The 19468-nt window shown below is 42.0% G+C and carries 19 protein-coding genes; 13 read left to right on the top strand and 6 right to left on the bottom strand.

Annotation, left to right across the window (positions count from 1 at the left end; genetic code table 11):
- The first annotated feature begins 150 nt into the window (after window positions 1-150).
- Entirely contained in the window at window positions 151-381 is a 231-nt protein-coding gene (locus Q4574_RS00260) for a hypothetical protein (RefSeq protein ID WP_303470126.1), read from the top strand.
- Between the two features lie 116 nt (window positions 382-497).
- On the opposite strand, the gene Q4574_RS00265 is transcribed toward Q4574_RS00260, so the two are convergent.
- The 3 genes from Q4574_RS00265 to fadI all read right to left on the bottom strand — a co-directional run bounded on the left by Q4574_RS00265 (window position 498) and on the right by fadI (window position 4396).
- The gene (locus tag Q4574_RS00265) at window positions 498-695 is read right to left on the bottom strand and encodes a hypothetical protein (RefSeq protein ID WP_303470128.1); all 198 of its coding nucleotides are present in this window, start codon (window positions 693-695) and stop codon (window positions 498-500) included.
- Between the two features lie 190 nt (window positions 696-885).
- The gene (gene fadJ, locus Q4574_RS00270; RefSeq protein ID WP_303470130.1) at window positions 886-3075 is read right to left on the bottom strand and encodes a fatty acid oxidation complex subunit alpha FadJ; all 2190 of its coding nucleotides are present in this window, start codon (window positions 3073-3075) and stop codon (window positions 886-888) included.
- A gap of 10 nt (window positions 3076-3085) precedes the next feature.
- A complete protein-coding gene (gene fadI, locus Q4574_RS00275; protein WP_303470133.1) occupies window positions 3086-4396 on the bottom strand; it encodes an acetyl-CoA C-acyltransferase FadI in 1311 nt (436 codons plus the stop codon).
- A 254-nt stretch (window positions 4397-4650) separates the two neighbouring features.
- On the opposite strand from fadI, the gene Q4574_RS00280 reads away from it, so the two are divergent.
- The 9 genes from Q4574_RS00280 to Q4574_RS00320 all read left to right on the top strand — a co-directional run bounded on the left by Q4574_RS00280 (window position 4651) and on the right by Q4574_RS00320 (window position 15010).
- Window positions 4651-5607 carry a MoxR family ATPase gene (locus Q4574_RS00280; protein WP_303470135.1) on the top strand — a complete coding sequence of 319 codons (957 nt, stop codon included), beginning with the start codon at window positions 4651-4653 and terminating at the stop codon, window positions 5605-5607.
- Between the two features lie 10 nt (window positions 5608-5617).
- On the top strand, window positions 5618-6565 hold the full coding sequence (locus tag Q4574_RS00285) for a DUF58 domain-containing protein (protein WP_303470138.1): 948 nt from the start codon (window positions 5618-5620) through the stop codon (window positions 6563-6565).
- Complete coding sequence (locus tag Q4574_RS00290; protein WP_303470141.1) at window positions 6562-7068, top strand: DUF4381 domain-containing protein; 507 nt, start codon at window positions 6562-6564, stop codon at window positions 7066-7068. The genes Q4574_RS00285 and Q4574_RS00290 overlap by 4 nt, the downstream gene beginning before the upstream one ends.
- Window positions 7061-8065, top strand: coding sequence for a VWA domain-containing protein (locus Q4574_RS00295; protein WP_303470143.1), 1005 nt, complete (start codon window positions 7061-7063; stop codon window positions 8063-8065). The genes Q4574_RS00290 and Q4574_RS00295 overlap by 8 nt, the downstream gene beginning before the upstream one ends.
- Window positions 8062-9957, top strand: coding sequence for a VWA domain-containing protein (locus Q4574_RS00300; protein ID WP_303470144.1), 1896 nt, complete (start codon window positions 8062-8064; stop codon window positions 9955-9957). The genes Q4574_RS00295 and Q4574_RS00300 overlap by 4 nt, the downstream gene beginning before the upstream one ends.
- Before the next feature lies 1 nt (window position 9958).
- Complete coding sequence (locus Q4574_RS00305; RefSeq protein WP_303470146.1) at window positions 9959-11692, top strand: BatD family protein; 1734 nt, start codon at window positions 9959-9961, stop codon at window positions 11690-11692.
- A gap of 33 nt (window positions 11693-11725) precedes the next feature.
- Window positions 11726-13579: a DUF885 family protein gene (locus Q4574_RS00310; protein ID WP_303470149.1), complete on the top strand. Its 1854-nt coding sequence runs from the start codon at window positions 11726-11728 to the stop codon at window positions 13577-13579.
- Between the two features lie 167 nt (window positions 13580-13746).
- On the top strand, window positions 13747-14304 hold the full coding sequence (locus Q4574_RS00315; protein WP_303470152.1) for a sigma-70 family RNA polymerase sigma factor: 558 nt from the start codon (window positions 13747-13749) through the stop codon (window positions 14302-14304).
- Complete coding sequence (locus Q4574_RS00320; RefSeq protein ID WP_303470155.1) at window positions 14297-15010, top strand: DUF3379 family protein; 714 nt, start codon at window positions 14297-14299, stop codon at window positions 15008-15010. Before Q4574_RS00315 ends, Q4574_RS00320 begins: the two co-directional genes overlap by 8 nt.
- 92 nt (window positions 15011-15102) lie before the next feature.
- Here the strand turns inward: Q4574_RS00320 and Q4574_RS00325 are convergent, their stop codons facing one another.
- Window positions 15103-15609, bottom strand: a complete 507-nt coding sequence (locus tag Q4574_RS00325) for a DUF3087 domain-containing protein (protein ID WP_303470158.1) — start codon at window positions 15607-15609, stop codon at window positions 15103-15105.
- A gap of 129 nt (window positions 15610-15738) precedes the next feature.
- On the opposite strand from Q4574_RS00325, the gene Q4574_RS00330 reads away from it, so the two are divergent.
- From Q4574_RS00330 to Q4574_RS00340, 3 genes are all read left to right on the top strand, one after another.
- A complete protein-coding gene (locus Q4574_RS00330) occupies window positions 15739-16269 on the top strand; it encodes a protein tyrosine phosphatase family protein (protein WP_303470160.1) in 531 nt (176 codons plus the stop codon).
- A 17-nt stretch (window positions 16270-16286) separates the two neighbouring features.
- Window positions 16287-16481, top strand: a complete 195-nt coding sequence (locus Q4574_RS00335; protein ID WP_303470162.1) for a YwbE family protein — start codon at window positions 16287-16289, stop codon at window positions 16479-16481.
- Between the two features lie 106 nt (window positions 16482-16587).
- Window positions 16588-17445 carry a PA4780 family RIO1-like protein kinase gene (locus tag Q4574_RS00340; RefSeq protein WP_303470164.1) on the top strand — a complete coding sequence of 286 codons (858 nt, stop codon included), beginning with the start codon at window positions 16588-16590 and terminating at the stop codon, window positions 17443-17445.
- Window positions 17446-17545: 100 nt separating this feature from the next.
- Here Q4574_RS00340 and flhB read toward each other — a convergent pair whose 3' ends face one another.
- Window positions 17546-18670 (bottom strand): flagellar biosynthesis protein FlhB, encoded by a 1125-nt coding sequence (gene flhB, locus Q4574_RS00345; protein ID WP_303470166.1) that lies wholly within the window; start codon window positions 18668-18670, stop codon window positions 17546-17548.
- 11 nt (window positions 18671-18681) lie between these two features.
- Window positions 18682-19464 carry a flagellar biosynthetic protein FliR gene (fliR, locus tag Q4574_RS00350; protein WP_303470168.1) on the bottom strand — a complete coding sequence of 261 codons (783 nt, stop codon included), beginning with the start codon at window positions 19462-19464 and terminating at the stop codon, window positions 18682-18684.
- Between the last annotated feature and the right edge of the window lie 4 nt (window positions 19465-19468).

Raw genomic sequence — 19468 nt, forward strand, 5'->3', positions numbered from 1 at the left:
AATAACCAGAACAAAAAACCACCTAATAAAGGTAAGATATTTCAACAAATCCTAAAGTTGGCATATTCCTCGCAGATATATACTTGATTGACAAAAAATTGTCAGTTTTAAAAATAAAATAATTTAAAAGTATCAAAGAGGAACCGAACGATGTTAAAAGCTTATGCTGTAGCACTAATGCTAACTACTACTCCTGCAAGCGCAAATTTAGACGGCGCAAACATTGCAGAACAGCAAAAAACTGTATCTACTGCTTCAAATAAGGCCCTTAAGCCTGGTGGCGGTATTGGATTCGACTCAAACAAGGCTCTTAAGCCTGGTGGCGGTATCGGATTCGACGCTAACAAAGCTCTTAAGCCTGGAGGCGGCATTGGTTTTTAAGTGCTAATGCATTGGAATTTATAACATGACATGGACAGTATTTGAAAAAAGAGAGGTCAATCCTCTCTTTTTTTTATTTGTTTGTTACTAACGTTTGGCTATTAAATTTACAGAATTTAGACTCGACACAATACGTTATTAAAACCACGAGATTGACGTAAAGCTGCTCGCTGAGAAATTGAAAACATGGGGAATATCATCGGACCAAACATAAGACCTGCAACCGCCCACTTTTTTGCTGGCAACGCACTTTTAAAAGCTTCAATATAATAATACGCACTAAAAACCACACAGCTCAGTATCGCTAAAATCATTCTACCTACCAAAGTTGCATTTCAATTGCGCGAATTATACTCAAGTCAGTTTGCGAAACCAGACGTTTTAGTAATATCAAATAAAAAAGTCGAGCAAAGCCCGACTTTTAACAATTAAGTTACATTTTAGACATTATTAACTAAACTTAATAATTACCACCCACTTAAAATTATTAATAAATTCAGTAACTTAATAAAAACTTTGATCATTTTCTGCCATTTCAACTAATTTAGTTGCTGGAATATACTTATCTCCAAACTTATTCTGGTAAAACTGCAGACGTTCAACAACTAATTTTGCGCCTAACTTATCCATATAGTGAAAAGGACCGCCAAGAAAGGGTGGAAAGCCTATGCCAAAGATTGCGCCGATATCGCCATCCCTAGGGTTGCGAATGACCCCCTCTTGCAAACACATAACCGCTTCATTAAGCATTAATAAAACACAGCGTTCAGATATATCGACTGCGCTTAAACTTTGCTGGGGCGTAATACCTAAAAGTTCATAGACACTCTCATCGACTTCTTTTCCTGCATTTTTCCCTGAATAATTGTAAAAACCACGCTTATTCTTTTTGCCTTTGCGATCATCTGCTAGCACTTTATCAAACGCATCTGCCGACTTAAAACGCTCGCCAAACTGGGCCATCAAAATAGGGATTATTTTAGTACCTACATCTATACCTACTTCATCAAGCAACTTAACCGGGCCCACTGGAAATCCAAATTTAACTAAAGATTTATCGATATGTTCAATGGGCTCGCCTGATAAAAGGATATTCGCGGCTTCGTTCATATAAGGAGCAAGTATTCGGTTAACATAAAAACCAGCTCCATCTTTGACAACTATAGGTGTTTTACCCTGTTTTCGGGCTAACTCTACAGTAGTAGATATGGTTTGGTCAGAAGTCTTGTCGTGGGCTATCACCTCGGCAAGGGGCATCTTGTCTACAGGTGAGAAATAATGCAGACCTATTACTTGTTCTGGACGAGCAGCCTTTTCTGCAATTTGGCCAATGGGAATGGAAGAGGTGTTAGAAGCAAAAATAGTATTTTCATTACAATTCTCTTCTACATCTTTGACCATTGCCTGTTTAAGGTCAAGATCTTCAAAAACAGCCTCAATGACAACGTCAACATCTTTAAAACCTGAGTAATCAACACTGCCAGTTAACAATGACATTTGTTGTTGCATTTCTGACTTTCGCATAAAACGACGTTTGACTTTTTTATTGAGAAGGTCATACGAATATTTCATCGCATTTGCTACGCCTTCTGAGCGTATATCTTTAATTCTAGCGGGCAAGCCAGCTTTAGTAGCAGTCACAAAAGCAATGCCACCGCCCATTAAGCCACCACCTAAAACGCCGACTTTTTTCAACTGACCTGGCTCGACACCACTGACACCGGTTTCTTTTTTCATTTCAGTGGTAGCGAAAAAGATATTTCGCAGCTGTTCAGATTCAGGGGTCATGACCAAGTAAGCAAAGTTCTTCGCCTCTACTGTCATACCCGCCTGTATTCCTTTATTGATGCCCGTTTCGATACAGTCAATAATCAACTCAGGTGCCGGATAGTTACCCTTTGTTTTGCTTAGGGTTTGTTTTCTAGCTTGTTTGAAAAGGGTGTTTCGTCCTATGGGCGTTTTTTCTAAGAATTGACTGGTCAAATTCATTTTGACCGGTTTACGTTGAGGTTTTGCCGTTAAGGCCCTTTCTATCGCCACATCCATTAGGATTGAGCGAGGTACCATATCGTCAACAATTCCGTATTTTAACCCTTGTTTAGCACGGACTGGCGCACCAGTGAGCATCATTTTCATGGCTTGCTGAATACCAATTAAACGGGGTAAGCGTTGCGTCCCGCCACTGCCAGGTAATAAACCTAACTGTACTTCTGGCAATCCCAATTGTGTTTTCTTATCGTCACTGCATACCCTTGAGTGACAGGCTAATGCCAACTCAAGCCCACCGCCTAATGCAGGGCCGTGAATTGCGGCAACAAAATGAACTCGCATATTCTCGATGCGTTGGAAGATTTTCTGGCCACCTGTGGCGATCACTTCAACGTCATGGGCAGTTTCACACGAAGCCAACATACTAATGTCTGCCCCGGCAACAAAAGAGCTCTCTTTGCCGCTGACAACCACCACGCCTTTGATTTTACTATTACTTTCGATTTCATCTAACATGACTGAAATTTGTTCTGCAAATTCCATTTTTAGCGTGTTCATCGACTCACCTGGCACATCGATAGTCAAAATCGCAACGCCATTATCTTGCACGTCCAGAGTGAAGGCACTATCTTGTTGAGATGCTTTAGGTGCTTGAGTTTCTTGGTTTACTTGTGTTTCTTCAGTTTCTTTATTTACTTTATCCACGTAATTCCCCTTACTCTGTTTCAACAATCATAGCGGCACCCAGTCCGCCGGCAGCACATGCCGTCACTAAACCAGCTCCACCACCTTTGCGGTTGAGGTCATTCAACATTTGGGTAATCATCCGCGTGCCTGTTGCTGCAAATGGGTGCCCATAAGCAATTGAACTTCCCATTTGATTAAATTTATCCATATCAATTTCACCCGTAGCCTTGCTTCGGCCTAACTTTTCTTGTGCAAATTTGTCACTTGCAAACATTTTAAGGTTCGCCAATGTTTGGGCTGCGAAGGCTTCATGCATTTCAATCAAGGTTAGGTCATTTAAGCTCATTCCAGCTCTATCTAATGCGATTGGCGAAGCATAAGACGGCCCCATCAGCATATCTTCCCACACATCTATGGCAGAAAATGCATAACTGCGAATGAAACCCAGTGGTGTATAACCTAATTCTTTTGCGCGACTTTCAGTCATCATAACGATGGCAGAAGCCCCATCGGTTAATGGCGTGGCATTTGCCGCGGTGACAGTTCCGTGCTTCTTATCAAAAACGGGGCGAAGCTTGGCGTAACCTTCTAAGGTGGAGTCAAACCTCACATTATTGTCTTTCTCCAGAGCTCCTTTATAGGGTTCTGCGTAAGCTGTCATAACTTCATCGGCTAAATTTCCTTCATTCCAGCTCTTCGCAGCAAGCGAATGAGACCGGTGAGCAAGGGCATCTTGATCCTGCCGTGAAATATTGTGGGTTTTGGCCATTTGCTCTGCGGTTTGTCCCATGGATAATCCCGTGGAATATTCGGCAACGGCGGGCGGAACGGGCAATAAGTCTTTAAAACCGAGCTTTTTAAACACATTCCACTTTTGTCCAAGTGTCTTGGTTTTTTGTAGGTCTGTTAGGGCTCTCGCTAAGTTTTTAGACACACCAATTGGCGACACTGAAGTAGAATCGGCTCCACCCGCTATACCAACAGCTATATTGCCAGCCATCATAGATTCGGCGATATTAACAGTGGCTTGGAAGCTAGTGGCACATGCTCTGGAAACTGAATATGCATCTGTGTGAACGTTCATTCCTGTGCCCAACACGATCTCTCGAGCAATGTTCGGCGCTTCTGGCATTTGCACAACTTGCCCGTATACTAATTGCTCAACCAAATTAGCGTCTAGGTTATTTCGGGTCATCATTTCATTTACGACTAACTTCCCCAAATCAACAGCGGGCACGCCGTGAAAATACGTCGCCATTTTCGCAAAAGGTGTGCGTAGTCCCGCGACTATGGCAATCCTGTCGCCACTGCGGGTAGTAACTGTTTGTTTTGCTGACATTGTTTGTCCTCGTTTTATGCTAGCCAGAGTGGTCTGACCTGTAAAATATAAAGCAATTGTACAGAGTGTTAGATAAAATTCAAATTCTAGTTAAGAAATTAACTTTTCGCATAGATTCCTTCCTATTTATCTGATTTGTAACATTGTATTTCGAAAAGGGAACCTTATATAAGAAGATGTGTCAGTATGTAGCGCAAAATGCAGATCGCATTTATCAAATTTTATCCTTTATTCATCCTAGTTAGGACAAATTAATGGCAGTTGAACAATTCAAACGACTACAAGCGTATTTAGATTCGCAAGTCATCGGACAAAACAACCTAACCCACAATATAATGATTGCTTTGTTGGCAAATGGACATCTGTTGGTTGAAGGTCCTCCTGGACTCGCTAAAACGCGTGCAGTTAACGCGTTAGCCCAGGGTGTCGAAGGAAATTTTCACCGCGTACAATTTACGCCAGATCTGCTTCCTGCCGATTTAACAGGTACAGATATCTATCGTCCTGAGACGGGCGAATTCGTTTTTCAAAAAGGGCCTTTGTTCCATAACCTAGTGCTTGCAGATGAAATCAATCGTGCGCCAGCGAAAGTACAATCCGCGTTATTAGAAGCCATGGCAGAAAAACAAATCACTGTGGGTAACAAAACCTATCCGCTGTCAGACCTATTTCTAGTTATGGCCACACAGAATCCCATCGAGCAAGAGGGAACGTATCCATTGCCAGAAGCTCAGCTTGACCGTTTCTTGATGCATTTGGAAATTGATTACCCTGGAGCAGAAACTGAGTTAGAAATTTTACGCTTAACCCGCGGCGAAGCCCTTGGTAGCCAAAACGTTAATGCTGAGATTATGAATCAAGCGGATATTTTTGCTGCGCGCAAAGAGGTACTGCAAATTCATTTAGATGAGGCACTAGAAAATTACATAGTTGAATTGATCATAGCCACACGCACGCCCGAAAAATATGATCCGCAACTGGCGACGTGGATCGAATTTGGCGCTAGTCCAAGAGCAACGATTGCGTTAGATAAGTGTGCTAGAGCGCATGCTTGGTTAATGGGACGAGATTTTGTAGGTCCTGACAATATTCGTGCGGTATTCCATAATGTTTTACGCCATAGAATTTTGCTAAGTTATGAAGCCGAAGCTGAAGGAATTGATGCAAATCAGCTGCTGGACCGCATTTTAACACTTGTTCCAGTACCATAGGTTTTATCCTATGCAAGATGTATCAAACTGGTTAACTCGGTTAAATGCTGATGGTGTTTCCCTCAACATCAAGCAGCTATTGTATTACCAGAAAAAAACGAGCTTACTTAATTTAGTGCCCCGTAAAACCATTCAATCAAAGTTGGCTGGTAGCTACTTAGCGAAAACCAAAGGGCGCGGGATGGAATTTGATGAAGCGCGCCACTACCAACCCGGAGATGACATTAGAGCCATCGATTGGCGAGTGACGGCCCGTTCTGGCAAAACCCATACAAAGCTATACCGAGAAGAAAAAGAACGACCTATTTTTATCTTGGCAGATCTTTCTCCGAGTATGCACTTCGGTACCCAATTATTTTACAAATCAGTACAAGCAGCCCATTTAGCTGCTCTTATTGCGTGGTCAGCTACTAATCGTGGAGACCGAATTGGTGGTTTGGTATTTAACCAACATCAACATCGGGAGTTCAAGCCGCTAACCCGGAAAAAAGCGGTATTAGGCCTGCTTCACGGCTTAGTTGAGGTTCATCAGCCCAATGACTTAGAGCCTGGAAGTTTTCAATTCTCTGATGCTTGCGCCCGTTTGCGAAGACTCGTTCATCCAGGTAGCTTAGTATTCGTTCTCAGTGATTTCCAAAACCTAAATGAAGGGGCAAAACAGCACTTAAGCCGCATCTCAAGACACAGTGAAGTGATTGCATACTCAATAACCGATCCCTTTGAACATGATTTACCTAAGGTTACCAATTCACAAACGGTTGAGATTACCGACGGATTTGATCAACAAACCTTAGTGCTGGGAGAAAAAACGGTTTCTCAACAATATCATCGTTCACATCAACGTCAGTTTGAACAAATATCCCGTATATTGCAGCAAAGCAAAACCCAGTTATTAAATGTTAGTGCTGCCAGTCCTATCGAACAACAGCTAGTTGGAAAACGTGGAGATAATGCATGAATCCACTAGATCAGTTAGCCGACATTCAGCTTCCTCAAGAGGTGAGCATATGGCCCCTCGCTTGGGGATGGTGGATATCCGCTATTTTCGTTTTAATCGTTGTAATGGCTATTGTTTATGCCACGCGACGCTACATGCTTAATCGTCAGGCGAAAAAGGCCGCTCTTGCGGAGCTATCGGCTATCGACTTAAAGCAGAAAAAAGCAATTTCGCAAATTAACATTGTGCTAAAACGCGCAGCCTTAAGTTACTTTCCAGCAGACTACATTGCGCCTTTGCACGGCCCACAATGGAGCGCATTTTTAATTTCTCAATTATCACCCAAACAGCAACAACGTCTTGAGTCGCAGCTGCAAGGACTAGTTAATTCATTGTATCAGGATGCCCCCTTAATCAGTGCAGAACAAGCTTTCTCAACTGCAAAGGTATGGTTATCCTCGGGGTTACCACCAAAGCGCAAAACAAATCTCTCTGCTGATTTGAAGGAGGCGGCAAATGTTTGAGTTTGCTTGGTGGTGGGTATTGTTTGCATTACCCCTTCCGTTATTAGTGTTATTACTGCCTAAAAAAGAAAGACAGCAAGGGGCCGCGTTACGTGTGCCAGCGTTAACTGCGAATATACAAACAAACAGCAGAAAAACCGGCCCTAATCGGTTTAATTTGCTATTAGCGACGTTGGCTTGGATTGCATTAGTTCTTGCAGCTGCACGTCCTCAGTGGTTGGGTGAGCCAGTTAATATTCCCTCCCAGGGACGAGATCTCATGTTAGCGGTAGATCTATCTGGCAGTATGAATCAAGAAGATATGGTGGTGAATGGTCGCCGCGTCAATCGTTTAATTATGATTAAAAGCGTATTGAGTGATTTTATTGAACGCCGTGTTGGCGATCGACTTGGTTTAATCTTGTTTGCTGACACGGCATATTTACAAGCTCCCCTCACCTATGATCGAAAAACCGTTGAGCAACTGCTCCTAGAGAGTCAGATTGGCTTAGTAGGCGAGCAAACTGCAATTGGCGATGCCATTGGACTTTCGATAAAACGTTTTGCGAGTAAAGAAGAGTCTAACAAAGTCATTATTTTGTTGACCGATGGCCAAAACACCGCGGGCAATATTACGCCCGCTCAGGCCAATGAATTGGCCATCAATAATGATGTCACTGTGTATACCATAGGTGTGGGTGCAGACTCGATGATTACCCAAGGATTTTTTGGACAACGTCAAACTAACCCATCAAGAGATCTAGATGAAAAAATGCTAACTGAATTGGCAGAATCAACCGGTGGCCAATACTTTAGAGCCAAAGACACGCAATCTTTGCAACAAATTTATAGCATTTTAGATGCCCTAGAGCCGATTGAAAGAGACAATCGACAAATGCGTCCATTACAAGCACTGTACTTCTACCCCTTAATGCTGGCGCTTATTCTTAGTGCTCTAATTGGCCTGAAAAGCGTTTTGCCGTGGATAAACCAGCGTCTATTTAGGAGGCAACAATGATAGATTGGAATAGCTTCCATTTTTTGCGACCTGAATGGTTTTTTGGATTAATTCCATTGCTGTTGTTACTCGTACTATTGATGAACATACATAGACGTCAATCTGGTTGGCAGTCAGTAGTGGCCAGTCACCTATATCAACACCTTATTGCAGAAAAAGGCAATCGCCAAAGACGCCCTCCATTGAGTCTAGTGGCATTGGGGTGGATTATTGCGGTTACCGCCTTGGCCGGTCCCACTTGGGAACGACTTCCTCAGCCAGTGTTTCAGCTCAGTGCAGGAAAAGCCGTGGTTTTAGATATGTCCATGTCTATGCGTGCCACAGATTTAAAGCCTGACAGATTAACCCGGGCAAAATACAAAGCCATAGACTTAATTAATGAAATCTCAGAAGGTGATGTAGGATTGGTCGCTTATGCCGGTGATGCGTTCACCATCAGCCCATTAAGCTCAGATGCCCAGAACTTGACCACCTTACTGCCAAGTCTATCGCCGGAAATAATGCCGGTTGCAGGTAGTGAACCCTATTTGGGCCTTAAAATGGCAGCCGATTTATTGAAAAATGCAGGTTTTTTAGAAGGCGAAATTTTTTGGATCACTGACGGTGTGGAAGTTTCTCAACTCGCTGAACTCAATAGTTACATTGAAAGTTTACCCTATCGAATTTCCATATTGGGAGTAGGCACAGCCCAAGGCGCGCCTATTCAATTACTTGATGGTGATTTTTTAAAAGATAATAGAGGCGCTATTGTGGTACCTAAAATGGACGCACAAATGTTGTCAGGTTTAGCCCGCAAAAGCGGTGGTAAATTTTATGCTATTTCGGCCAATGACAGTGATATTCAATATTTAACCCAGCAAAGTTTAATTAATCGCGAAACCGCATCGAACAAAGATGACAGTGAACAATTTGGCGATGAATGGCAAGAAGCCGGTCCATATTTATTATTGCTCCTATTGCCCCTTGCAGCTTTTGCATTTAGACGCGGTTACCTGACTGTCTTTGTTGTTATGCTAGTAAGCAGCTCGTTAGTGCCTCAACCGGCATTTGCAGAGGGTTGGCAAGATTGGTTTAAAAACAGCGACCAAAGAGGTTTGGAAGCACTGCAGCAAGAACAGTATGATCAAGCTGCAAAAGAGTTTGCAAGCCCTATGTGGCAAGGTGCCGCCCTTTACAAACAAGGCAATTATCAAGCAGCATTGGATGCATTTTCACAAGCTGAAGGGCCTCAGGCTCTTTACAATCAAGGGAATGCATTAGCCCAGCTTGGGGAGCTCGACGAAGCCATAAAACGGTACGAAGATGTTTTAAAGCTGCAACCAGAGCACCCGGAAGCACTAAAAAACAAGGAAATTCTTGAGCAGCTAAAAGAACAGCAAGAACAACAAGAGCAAGAGCAACAACAACAGCAAGATCAACAAAGTGACGACTCTGAACATCAACAATCAGACGATCAACAGACTGAACAACAAGACAGTCAAAATCAGCAGTCTCAACAGGATCAGCAAAGCCAGGATCAGCAAAATCAGGAATCTCAGCAGGATCAACAAAACCAAGAACAACAGCAATCGCAGAATGAACAAGACTCTGATCAGAAGCAACAAGATCCACAACAAAGTGATTCTGAGCAAAATGATTCACAGCAGAATCCACAATCAGAGCAACAAGAATCTGAACAAGAGCAAGACACTGAACAGCAACAAACCGCTGAACAACTTCAGCAAGCAGAAGAAAGCATGACGGATGAAGAGCGTGAGGAAATGCAGAGATTACAAAACTTATTAAATCGCGTCCCCGATGATCCGTCTTTTCTGTTAAAGCGCAAAATGCAATTGGAAAATCAACAACGACGTCGTCAACGCACGCCAAGCCAGTCGAAGAGGAATTGGTAACATGTTAGTTAAATTGTTCACCCGAAAAACCCTTTTATTTACCTTGTTAGTGTTTAGCTTAATCAAGGTATCTAGCGTGTTTGCTCAAGTTGATAGTGTCACCGCCAGTGTAGATAAAAACCCAGCGATGGCGGATGAATCTATTGTTCTGACAGTGGTCGCTTTTGGTTCTGCTAACAACGCTGATTTTGATCCTAGCGTGTTGGAAGAAGATTTCGTTGTTGGTCGGACATCGGTAAGCAGTCAAACACGTGTCGTCAATTTTGATACCACCCGCTCGACAACTTGGACAACTATTTTAATCCCTCGCCAAGAAGGCACCTTCACCATTCCGGCTTTTAATGTTGGCGGGAAGTCGACACAACCCATAACCGTTAGAGTCATTCCTGTTTCAGCGGCAAGCAATAGTAAGGCACGGGAAGCCTTTATTACTGCCGAAGTCGATGTTGGCCAACCTTATGTACAACAAATGGTGAAATATAAGGTAAAAATTCACCTTGCCACCAGTTTACAACGGGGAAGTTTATCTGAACCTACGTTGGACAACGCAGATATTAGTCTTATTGGGAAAGATAAAGATTATTCTGAAATTGTCGATGGTCAGCGGTATCGCATAATCGAACGCAATTACGCGGTAATTCCGCAAACTAGTGGGCAAGTCAAAATAAAAGGTCCCTTATTCGAAGCCGAAGTAATTGATCGCAGTCAAAATAGTTTTAGTTATTTTAATCAAACCAGACCTATTAACCGTGTGGCTCCAGATATAGTTTTAGATGTTCAACCCATTCCATCAGATTTTGACGGACATTGGTTACCCAGCGAATTTGTGCAGTTAAATGAAGAATGGCAGCCCGACTTATCGCAAGCTAAAGTAGGTGAACCTATTACCCGCACCCTAACCTTATCGGTATTAGGTGTTTCTGAACAACAATTACCGGAAATTGCTGGCCAATACCCACCTAACTTTAAGGTATATCCTGATCAAGCAACAACCGCGTCGGTAACGAGAGATGATAACGTGATTGCGCAACGTGTTGAAAATATTGCAATCATTCCTAACCGAGCGGGAAACTTTGTATTACCCCCAGTAAAAGTGGCTTGGTTTAATACGCTTACTAAGCAAACCGAATACGCAGAGTTACCGGCTCGTAGCATAGAAGTGGCAAGCTCGGCGCCTTCGAATCAAGGTAATTCGTTACCTGAAGCGCAAAACCCATTAATAGAAACTCAGTCGCCTCCCAGTATTGACAGTCCCGCAAGCGGGCCACTGGAACCCCAAATTGTCACCGTCACCGAAAAATCTATTTGGAGTATCAGCAGCTGGGTTTTACTGGTAATTTGGTTATTGACCTTAGCGCTTTGGTGGTTTACCCGCCGTCCAAAATCAATCTCACATGCCAACCAACAAACTCTGAGTACCAACGAGTCTGAGTCAGAAAACTGGAAGTTACTGAAAGCCGCCTTGAAGAGACACAAATCAAATGAAATATATCCAGCATTATTAAAATGGCAGTCTAGCGTGACAGAAACTTATGGCGCAACAATACTGGATGAAAATGCTATAACAAACTCAGATCTACAAGAAGAATTGAAGACAATGTTCGCTAGCCAATATGCCCAAGGTGACAAACAGTGGAAAAGTGATACCCTATCAACTGCGCTAACGACTATACGTCAAAAAATAATAAAAAATAAGAAGAATGCGCCTTCGTTGCATCCCCTTTATGCTTCCTAAGGGATTGCGCCATAACGCCAGGAAAACTACATCATGAAAACATTACAAAAATTTATTCCTTTAAGCCTAATTTCACTCGGACTTATTGCTTGCTCAGAACCTGCGCCAAAGGTCACATCAGACACGCAAACCCAGGTCGAAAAACAGCTAACTGAACAAGTCAATCTCAGTGAATCAGAAAGGCTCGCAGCCTTTTTTGCAGATATGTTCGAAGCAGATTTAAAACGCTCGCCGATGTCACAAAGCTATCTGGGTTATAAGTGGGATTACGGTAAATGGGACGACATTTCAGACCAAGCCGCTGATACAGATATCGCCATTATGCAGCAAAGGCTAAAAGACTTAGAAGAATTTGATCCAGAGCAACTTAGTCAACAAGAAAAAATGAGCTTGGAAATTGCCAAAGTCGATATTCAACGTCGGTTGGAAAATGACAAGTTTAGGCATCACACTTATATAATGGATCAGTTTCGCGCCTTTCATACTGTAGTACCGAGCTTTTTGGTGAACATTCACAGAGTAGGTAATCTTGAAGATGCTCAAGCCTATATATCTCGCTTGGATAAAGTAGATGAATTATTTGCGCAAGTAATAGAGCAACTAAAAATTAGACAAGAGTTAGGGGTTTTTCCACCGAAATGGTCTTATGATCAAATGATTCAGGCATCGCAAAATGTGATTAGCGGTAACCCATTTATCGAATCAGCAGAAGACTCCACCATATGGAAAGATTTTCAAGAGAAGCTAGCAGCGTTAGATATTTCCAACGCCGAGAAGACAGGTCTGAAAAAACAAGCTAGAGATGCATTACAAGAATCTGTTTTACCTGCTTACCAAGCACTTATTAGCGAGCTAGAAATTCAACGTGACTTATCTCCCGAGGGAGATGGCGTTTGGCGCTTACCCGATGGAGATAAATGGTATGACAATCGTTTGGCTTGGTTTACCACTACCGACCTCACTGCCCAGGAAGTTCACGATATAGGTCTTAAACATGTGGAGCGTATCCACGGTTTGATGCAAGAAATTATGGATAAAGTGAATTTTGATGGCTCACTGCAGGACTTCTTCACTTTCATGCGTACCAGTGATCAATTCTACTACGCCAATGATGATACTGGCCGTGAACAGTATCTAGCTGATGCCACTGCCCTAATCAACGAAATGAAAAATACAATCCCAGAATATTTTGGATTAATGCCACAAGCGGAAATGATAGTGAAGCGCGTTGAACCTTTCCGCGAAAAATCTGCGGGCAAAGCATTTTATCAAAGCCCTTCTAAAGATGGATCACGACCAGGGAGTTACTACGCGAACCTGTACAATATGAAAGATATGCCAACCTACCAAATGGAAGCTTTAGCCTATCATGAAGGTATTCCTGGCCATCATATGCAACGTGCAATTGCCCAAGAATTAGAAGGCATCCCTGAATTCCAAAAATATGTGTCTTTCACTGCATATACTGAAGGTTGGGGCTTATATTCCGAAGAATTAGCCAAAGATATGGGATTCTATCAAGATCCGTATTCTGACTTTGGACGTTTAGCCATGGAACTCTGGAGAGCGTGCCGTCTAGTGGTAGATACCGGTATTCATTCGCAAAAATGGAGTCGTGAAAAAGCCATACAGTATTTGGTTGAAAATACACCCAATCCCGAGGGTGACTCCGTAAAAGCAATTGAACGTTATATTGCCATGCCGGGTCAGGCCACCGCCTATATGATAGGTAAATTAAAAATCATGGAACTGCGTGCTTATGCGCAACAAACCCTTGGCGACAAATTTGATATACGAGGATTTCATGATGAAATCTTAAAAGACGGCCCTGTGCCCCTTAATATCTTAGAAGATAAGATAAACGCTTGGGTAACAAGTCAGCAATAAATTGACTACCTACCTATAGTATTTGTTGAAAAATCCGGTATCCACCGGATTTTTTAATGTCTATGGCTCTATCAATCGCTAACATGATAGTCTAGATTTACAGTAAGCATTTTATAAATTTAATTCTTATACTAATCATAAACTTAATAAAAAAGGTTTAAGAACTTATGTTTTTTCGAAAGCAATCTGCCAATGACTCGGTCTCTGAAGATGTGGTAGTAAAACAAAAACGATACGAGACCTTAGTGCATAGCTTGCATGCCGATATATTTCGGTACGCTTACTGGTTAGTTAAAGATAAAGCTGTGGCAGAGGATATCGTTCAGGAGACGTTTTTACGAGCTTGGAAATCGCTGGATTCATTAAAAGATGAGAAAGCCGCAAAGTCTTGGTTAATTACCATATTGCGTCGTGAAAATGCACGAAGATTTGAACGTAAACAATTTGATTTAGTCGATATGGATGATGTGACTTTGGAAGGAGATAATTTGTCCAACGAATTAGAAATTGAGTATCAGGAACTCAGATTGCTAATGGCAGATTTAAACGAAGAATATCGTGAGCCCCTTATACTTCAAGTTATGTATGGGTATAGCGGAGACGAAATTGCTAAGCAATTAAATCTTAATAAAAATACGGTAATGACTAGATTGTTTAGAGCACGTAGTCAATTAAAAGAAGCGTTAGAGAAATCAAATAACAGTAGAGGTTATAAAAATGGATGATTTGACATTCCGTCGTACCATTTACGCAGACCCTAATTGTGCTGATGAAGAAGTAATACAAGCAGCTCAAGAAGATGCTAAAAAACAACAGTTTTGGAACGATGTTAAACAGCTAGATGAATCAATTGCTAAAGCTGCCAGCATTGCTGTCCCTGATAACCTAGCTGAAAAGTTGATTTTAAAACAATCGACAGAAGTGGTTAAAACTCAGCGAGCGAAGAGTCGCATACATTTAGCGGTGGCCGCATCAGTAGCCTTTGTTATTGGTATTAGTTTTAGTCTGTTTCAGCAACCACAAGGGATTGATTTAGGCGAACATGCGTTAGCCCACGTTACTCAAGAAGGCAATGGGTACGCATTACAAGTGAACGGCGACTTTGCCCTAGATAATGTCAATGTACAGTTAGCAAATCTAGGTGCTGAGTTCACTCAGAAAGTCGGACGGATTTATTATGCTAACTTTTGTGTATTCGACAACGTTCGCAGTTTCCATTTGGTTTTGGAATCTGAAGATGGAGAAAAGGTAACTGTGTTTGTGGTACCTCAAACCAATGATATGCACAGCGAAGAAAACTTTTCAGGCCATCATTTGAAGGGGCAAATGTTTACCAGTCATCAAGCCAATGTCATTGTGGTAGGTGAACATGACAAGTCAGTGGGTAAAATGAAAGAAAAGCTACAAAAAACACTACGTTTTAGTGCTTAGTAATCGCAAACACTATAGGTTTAGCTGAAGATAATCTTATTCGCTTTTCAAAGGTTATCTTCAGTTGATATTCCATTAGCCAAGAGTTCCCATTAAAATTTTTTCAACATTCCCTCATTATAATCATTCGCATTTAAGCGTAAATTATATTGTGTTGCTAAGCCGTCGAGTTCTGCTTGATGAATCGCTAACTCTTCCATAGTAATGGTATTGTCATCGAGTTGCCAAAGTTGCCGAGAGCCTGCGTAGCAGTATTGCAAGGTAATCAAAGCATCAACATTGCCCTGTTGAGCAGCCAGCTTAATTTGGGGCATTTTACGATTGATTTTATTCAGCGCTTTTTTCAGTTCCCATACATAAACCACTTCAGTCATAAACTCCGAATAGCGGTATTTATTCAATAGCAAGCCGATGCTAATTGCAGTGACTAAAACCCCGATAAAATTCCAATGAAAATGACTGCCACTTTCGTCTGGAAATAGCAAAATGAGTAGTTGGGAAATAGCTAAACTGCCGGCGGCTAAGGCGATGATACAGGCCACAATGATTCGATTTAAGCGTTTGCGATAGAGAACTTTATTAATGTCATGAAGACGCATAATTACCTGAGTACAACTTTTATCTTTGTTTATTGTATGTCATTGTAACTAAGTTGCTCCGGTAACTAAAAAGTATTTTTTACTGGGTGCGAAAGAATCAAACTCCAATAAATTATTTAGGGAAGTGTCGTGAAGATCATTGCGTCTGTAATACTGTTAATGGGTTGTTTTATGTTTAGTGCCTTCGCCTCTGAAAGTTCCCTTGATATCCCTCTACCTGAACTAAAAAACTATCAGGTGAACAATGAGAAGATGGTGAGCTCGGGTTTGCCCAGCAAAGCGCATTTACAACGTTTACAAACCTTAGGTTTAAGCAACGTTGTAGATCTCATTCCTGATGACAGAACTCAGCACCAAGCACTTATGGATAATATAAATTTGAATTATCATAATATTGCGGTGGAATGGGAAAACCCCACCTTAGAAAACTTTCAAGAATACGTTAGGGTTATGCAAGAATTTACCGCAAGTGACGGGGTTACCCTCACCCATTGCCGCGTCAATATGCGAGGTTCAGTATTTACCTACCTGTACCAAGTAACGCAATTACACAAACCTGAAAAAGCGGCTAGACAAGACATGTTAGCAATCTGGCAACCTAATGATATTTGGTTAGGCTTTATTGACGAAGTTTTAACTGCTTACAAACACCAGAACTAGTTTAAAAGGAGACGGGAATGGACGGTACTAAACGTTCTAATATTAGAATTGGCAGCAGTGTTGCAATTGTACTGAAACAAGATCAGCGCAGCGGTAATCTTACCCAAGGGGTCGTTTCAGCCATACTAACCAAATCACCGAATCATCCACACGGCATCAAAGTGCGTTTAGAAGATGGTCAAGTCGGCAGAGTTAAGGAAATTGAGTCATAACGTGACCTTAAATTAATGGTTAAAAACCCCGGTTTGCTTAAATTAAAATCAGAGAATTCATCCACCAGCTATTTAAAAACGGATGTGAGTACTGTATAAACGCGCCATGAAAATTCCAAAACGTTTACAACCACTAGTCGAAGACGGACTGATTGACGAAGTGCTTTACCAGCTTATGAGCGGTAAAGAAGCCACCGTATTTGTGGTAAAAAGCCAAGGCGAGATCCGTTGCGCCAAAGTGTACAAAGAAGTGATGCAACGCAGCTTCAAAAAAGCCGCGCAGTATCAAGAGGGCCGCAAGGTAAAAAATAGTCGCCGCGCTAGAGCCATGGAAAAAGGTTCTAAGTTTGGTCGCAAACAATTGGAAGATGCCTGGCAAAACGCTGAAGTTGACGCCCTTTTTACCCTTTCTAAAGCCGGAGTACGAGTGCCCCAACCCTTTGGTTGTTATGATGGCGTGTTACTGATGGAACTAGTCACCACAGAAAATGGTGAAGTTGCCCCTCGTTTAAACGATGTTTCCATGTCTAAACAGCAAGCCTTAGAAGATCATGCTCAGGTCATGTTTTACGTGATGCTGATGTTATGCTCAGGTTTAGTCCATGGGGATTTATCGGAGTTTAATGTGTTAGTTGATGATTATGGCCCAGTGATTATTGACTTGCCTCAGGCTGTCAACGCTGCGGCAAATAACAATGCCTTTAGTATGCTGCAACGCGACGTGCGCAATATGACGGATTATTACGGGGAATTTGCTCCAGAACTACATCACACTCACTATGCTGAAGAAATGTGGGCATTGTTTGAAGCGGGCGAGTTAACCCCAGAAACCGAATTAACTGGGCAGTTTGAATTTGATCACAGTGCTGCCGATGTGGATAACGTGCTAGAAGAAATAAAAGCCGCGTTCGCTGAAGAAGAAGAACGTTTAGCCCGTATCCGGGCGGCTGACAATGATGAATAGCCTCTATCAATTCACAAGCATTTGGCAGTCTAAGAAAACTTCGGTCTAAGAAAACTTCGGTCTAAGAACGCTTCAGTCTAAGAACGCTTCGCGACAGTTTTTAATAACGCATATCTTCTGGTATCGGTAAATTCTTGCTAAGTGGTGAAGGTCGTTTTCCTTTGCCGCTCTTGAAGGATTTAACTTGGTACACGTAAGCTAACACTTGTGCCACCGCCATAAACAATTTCTCGGGAATTTCGTTATTTGCTTCCGTTGTGTGGAATATAGCTCGTGCCAATGGTGGTGAAGAAATAATAGGAATGCCGTGAGCCCCTGCTATTTTACGTATGTGCATAGCTAGTTCATCGGTCCCCTTAGCCACCATAATAGGTGCCGTAGTGCCATTTTTATCGTATTTTAATGCTACTGAATAGTGGGTGGGGTTAGTCACTATTACGTCGGCTTTAGGCACTTCTTGCATCATACGTTTCGCCGCGGCTTGATATTGAAGCTTTCTGATTCTGCTTTTAACCAGCGGATCACCCTCTGAGTTTTTGCGTTCGTCTTTGACCTCTTGTTTGGTCATCTTCATTTCTTTGTCATGCTTCCAAGTTTGAAAAGGTACATCAAAAGCAGCAATAGGAATTAACGCACAGCATAAGAATAAAAATGCCCAAGCCAACAGATCCATAGCATGAAAAAGATTGCGCGGATATAACTCCATATCCAAATGCAGCGCTTCATCTTGAAAAACAATGAAAGCAATATAAGCCGCCGATGCGACCACGACAAACTTGGCAATTGCTTTTAGTAACTCCACTAAACCATTGACTCCAAACATGCGTTTAAAACCAGCTAATGGATTGATTTTATTCGCTTTAGGTTTGGCTGATTGCCAAGTAAAGTTATACCCACCTAAAGCAATACTGCCGTAAATACCGGCAATCATGGCGATTAACAGAAAAAACAAAACTGGAACACTGATGGTTTTAAATGCATACCCCCATGCTTGAAACATATGGTTGAAATCGTAGCTTTCATCTCTGGAAAGCTTGAAAGTACGTTGCATTACTTGAAACAAAGCACTGGCAATTCTTTCGCCAATTAATAAAAACGCGATCGCACTGCCCACCAAGACTAAAGTGGTTGATAACTCACGGGATCGGGCTATTTGACCTTTTCTTCGGGTGTCACTTTTCTTTTTTGCCGTGGGGTCTTCTGTTTTTTCACTTGAGTCAGCCATCTATGCTTTCCTTAAGTCGCGCAGACTTGCAACAAATTACACATTAACTGCTGGGCTCTTTGCCACTGTAATTCGAAATGGTGGGTGAAGTTATCCATGGTTAACCAAATAATCAGTAAACCCATAATTTGCGCAATGGCAAAACCAATACTAAAAATGTTTAATTGAGGCGCAGCCTTAGTCATCACACCGAATGCCAAGTTCACCAATAACAACGATACAATGGGCGCTAATGAGAGAGTTACCGCCGCCACAAACATCCAACTTGCCCAATGGGCAATTTCTTTAAATTGTTCTGGTTGAAACCAGGCCTCACCGATTGGAAATGCCTGAAAACTCATAACTACCATGCGGATCATTGCTAGATGCCCGTCCAGCGCCCAAAAGAGTAATGTGGCTAAAATCAAATAAAATTGACCTACCGCAGGCACATTAATCCCATTGACTGGGTCAACAATTGAGGCAAATCCAAGACCGGTTTGCATTGCAACAACTTGTCCGGCAATGACAAAGGTATCCAGCATCATTGCTGAAATAAATCCAATTGCTAAACCAATAATTAACTGCTGAATAATTAACACAAAGGTACTCACTGAAAATATTTCAGATATATCAACAGGTGGCACTACAGGCATAATTAATAAGGTAAGGAAAAGCGTTAGTAAGGTACGGATTGGCGTTGGAACCGTTTTCGCACTAATGCCTATCATAGCGGCAAACAAACCAGAAACACGCATAAAGGGCAGTAACATGTCTGCCATATAATTTGTGATGGTAGAAGCTGCAAACTCCAAAAGC

It is taken from the genome of Aliiglaciecola sp. 3_MG-2023 (assembly GCF_030548205.1).
Classification (GTDB): Bacteria; Pseudomonadota; Gammaproteobacteria; order Enterobacterales; family Alteromonadaceae; genus Aliiglaciecola.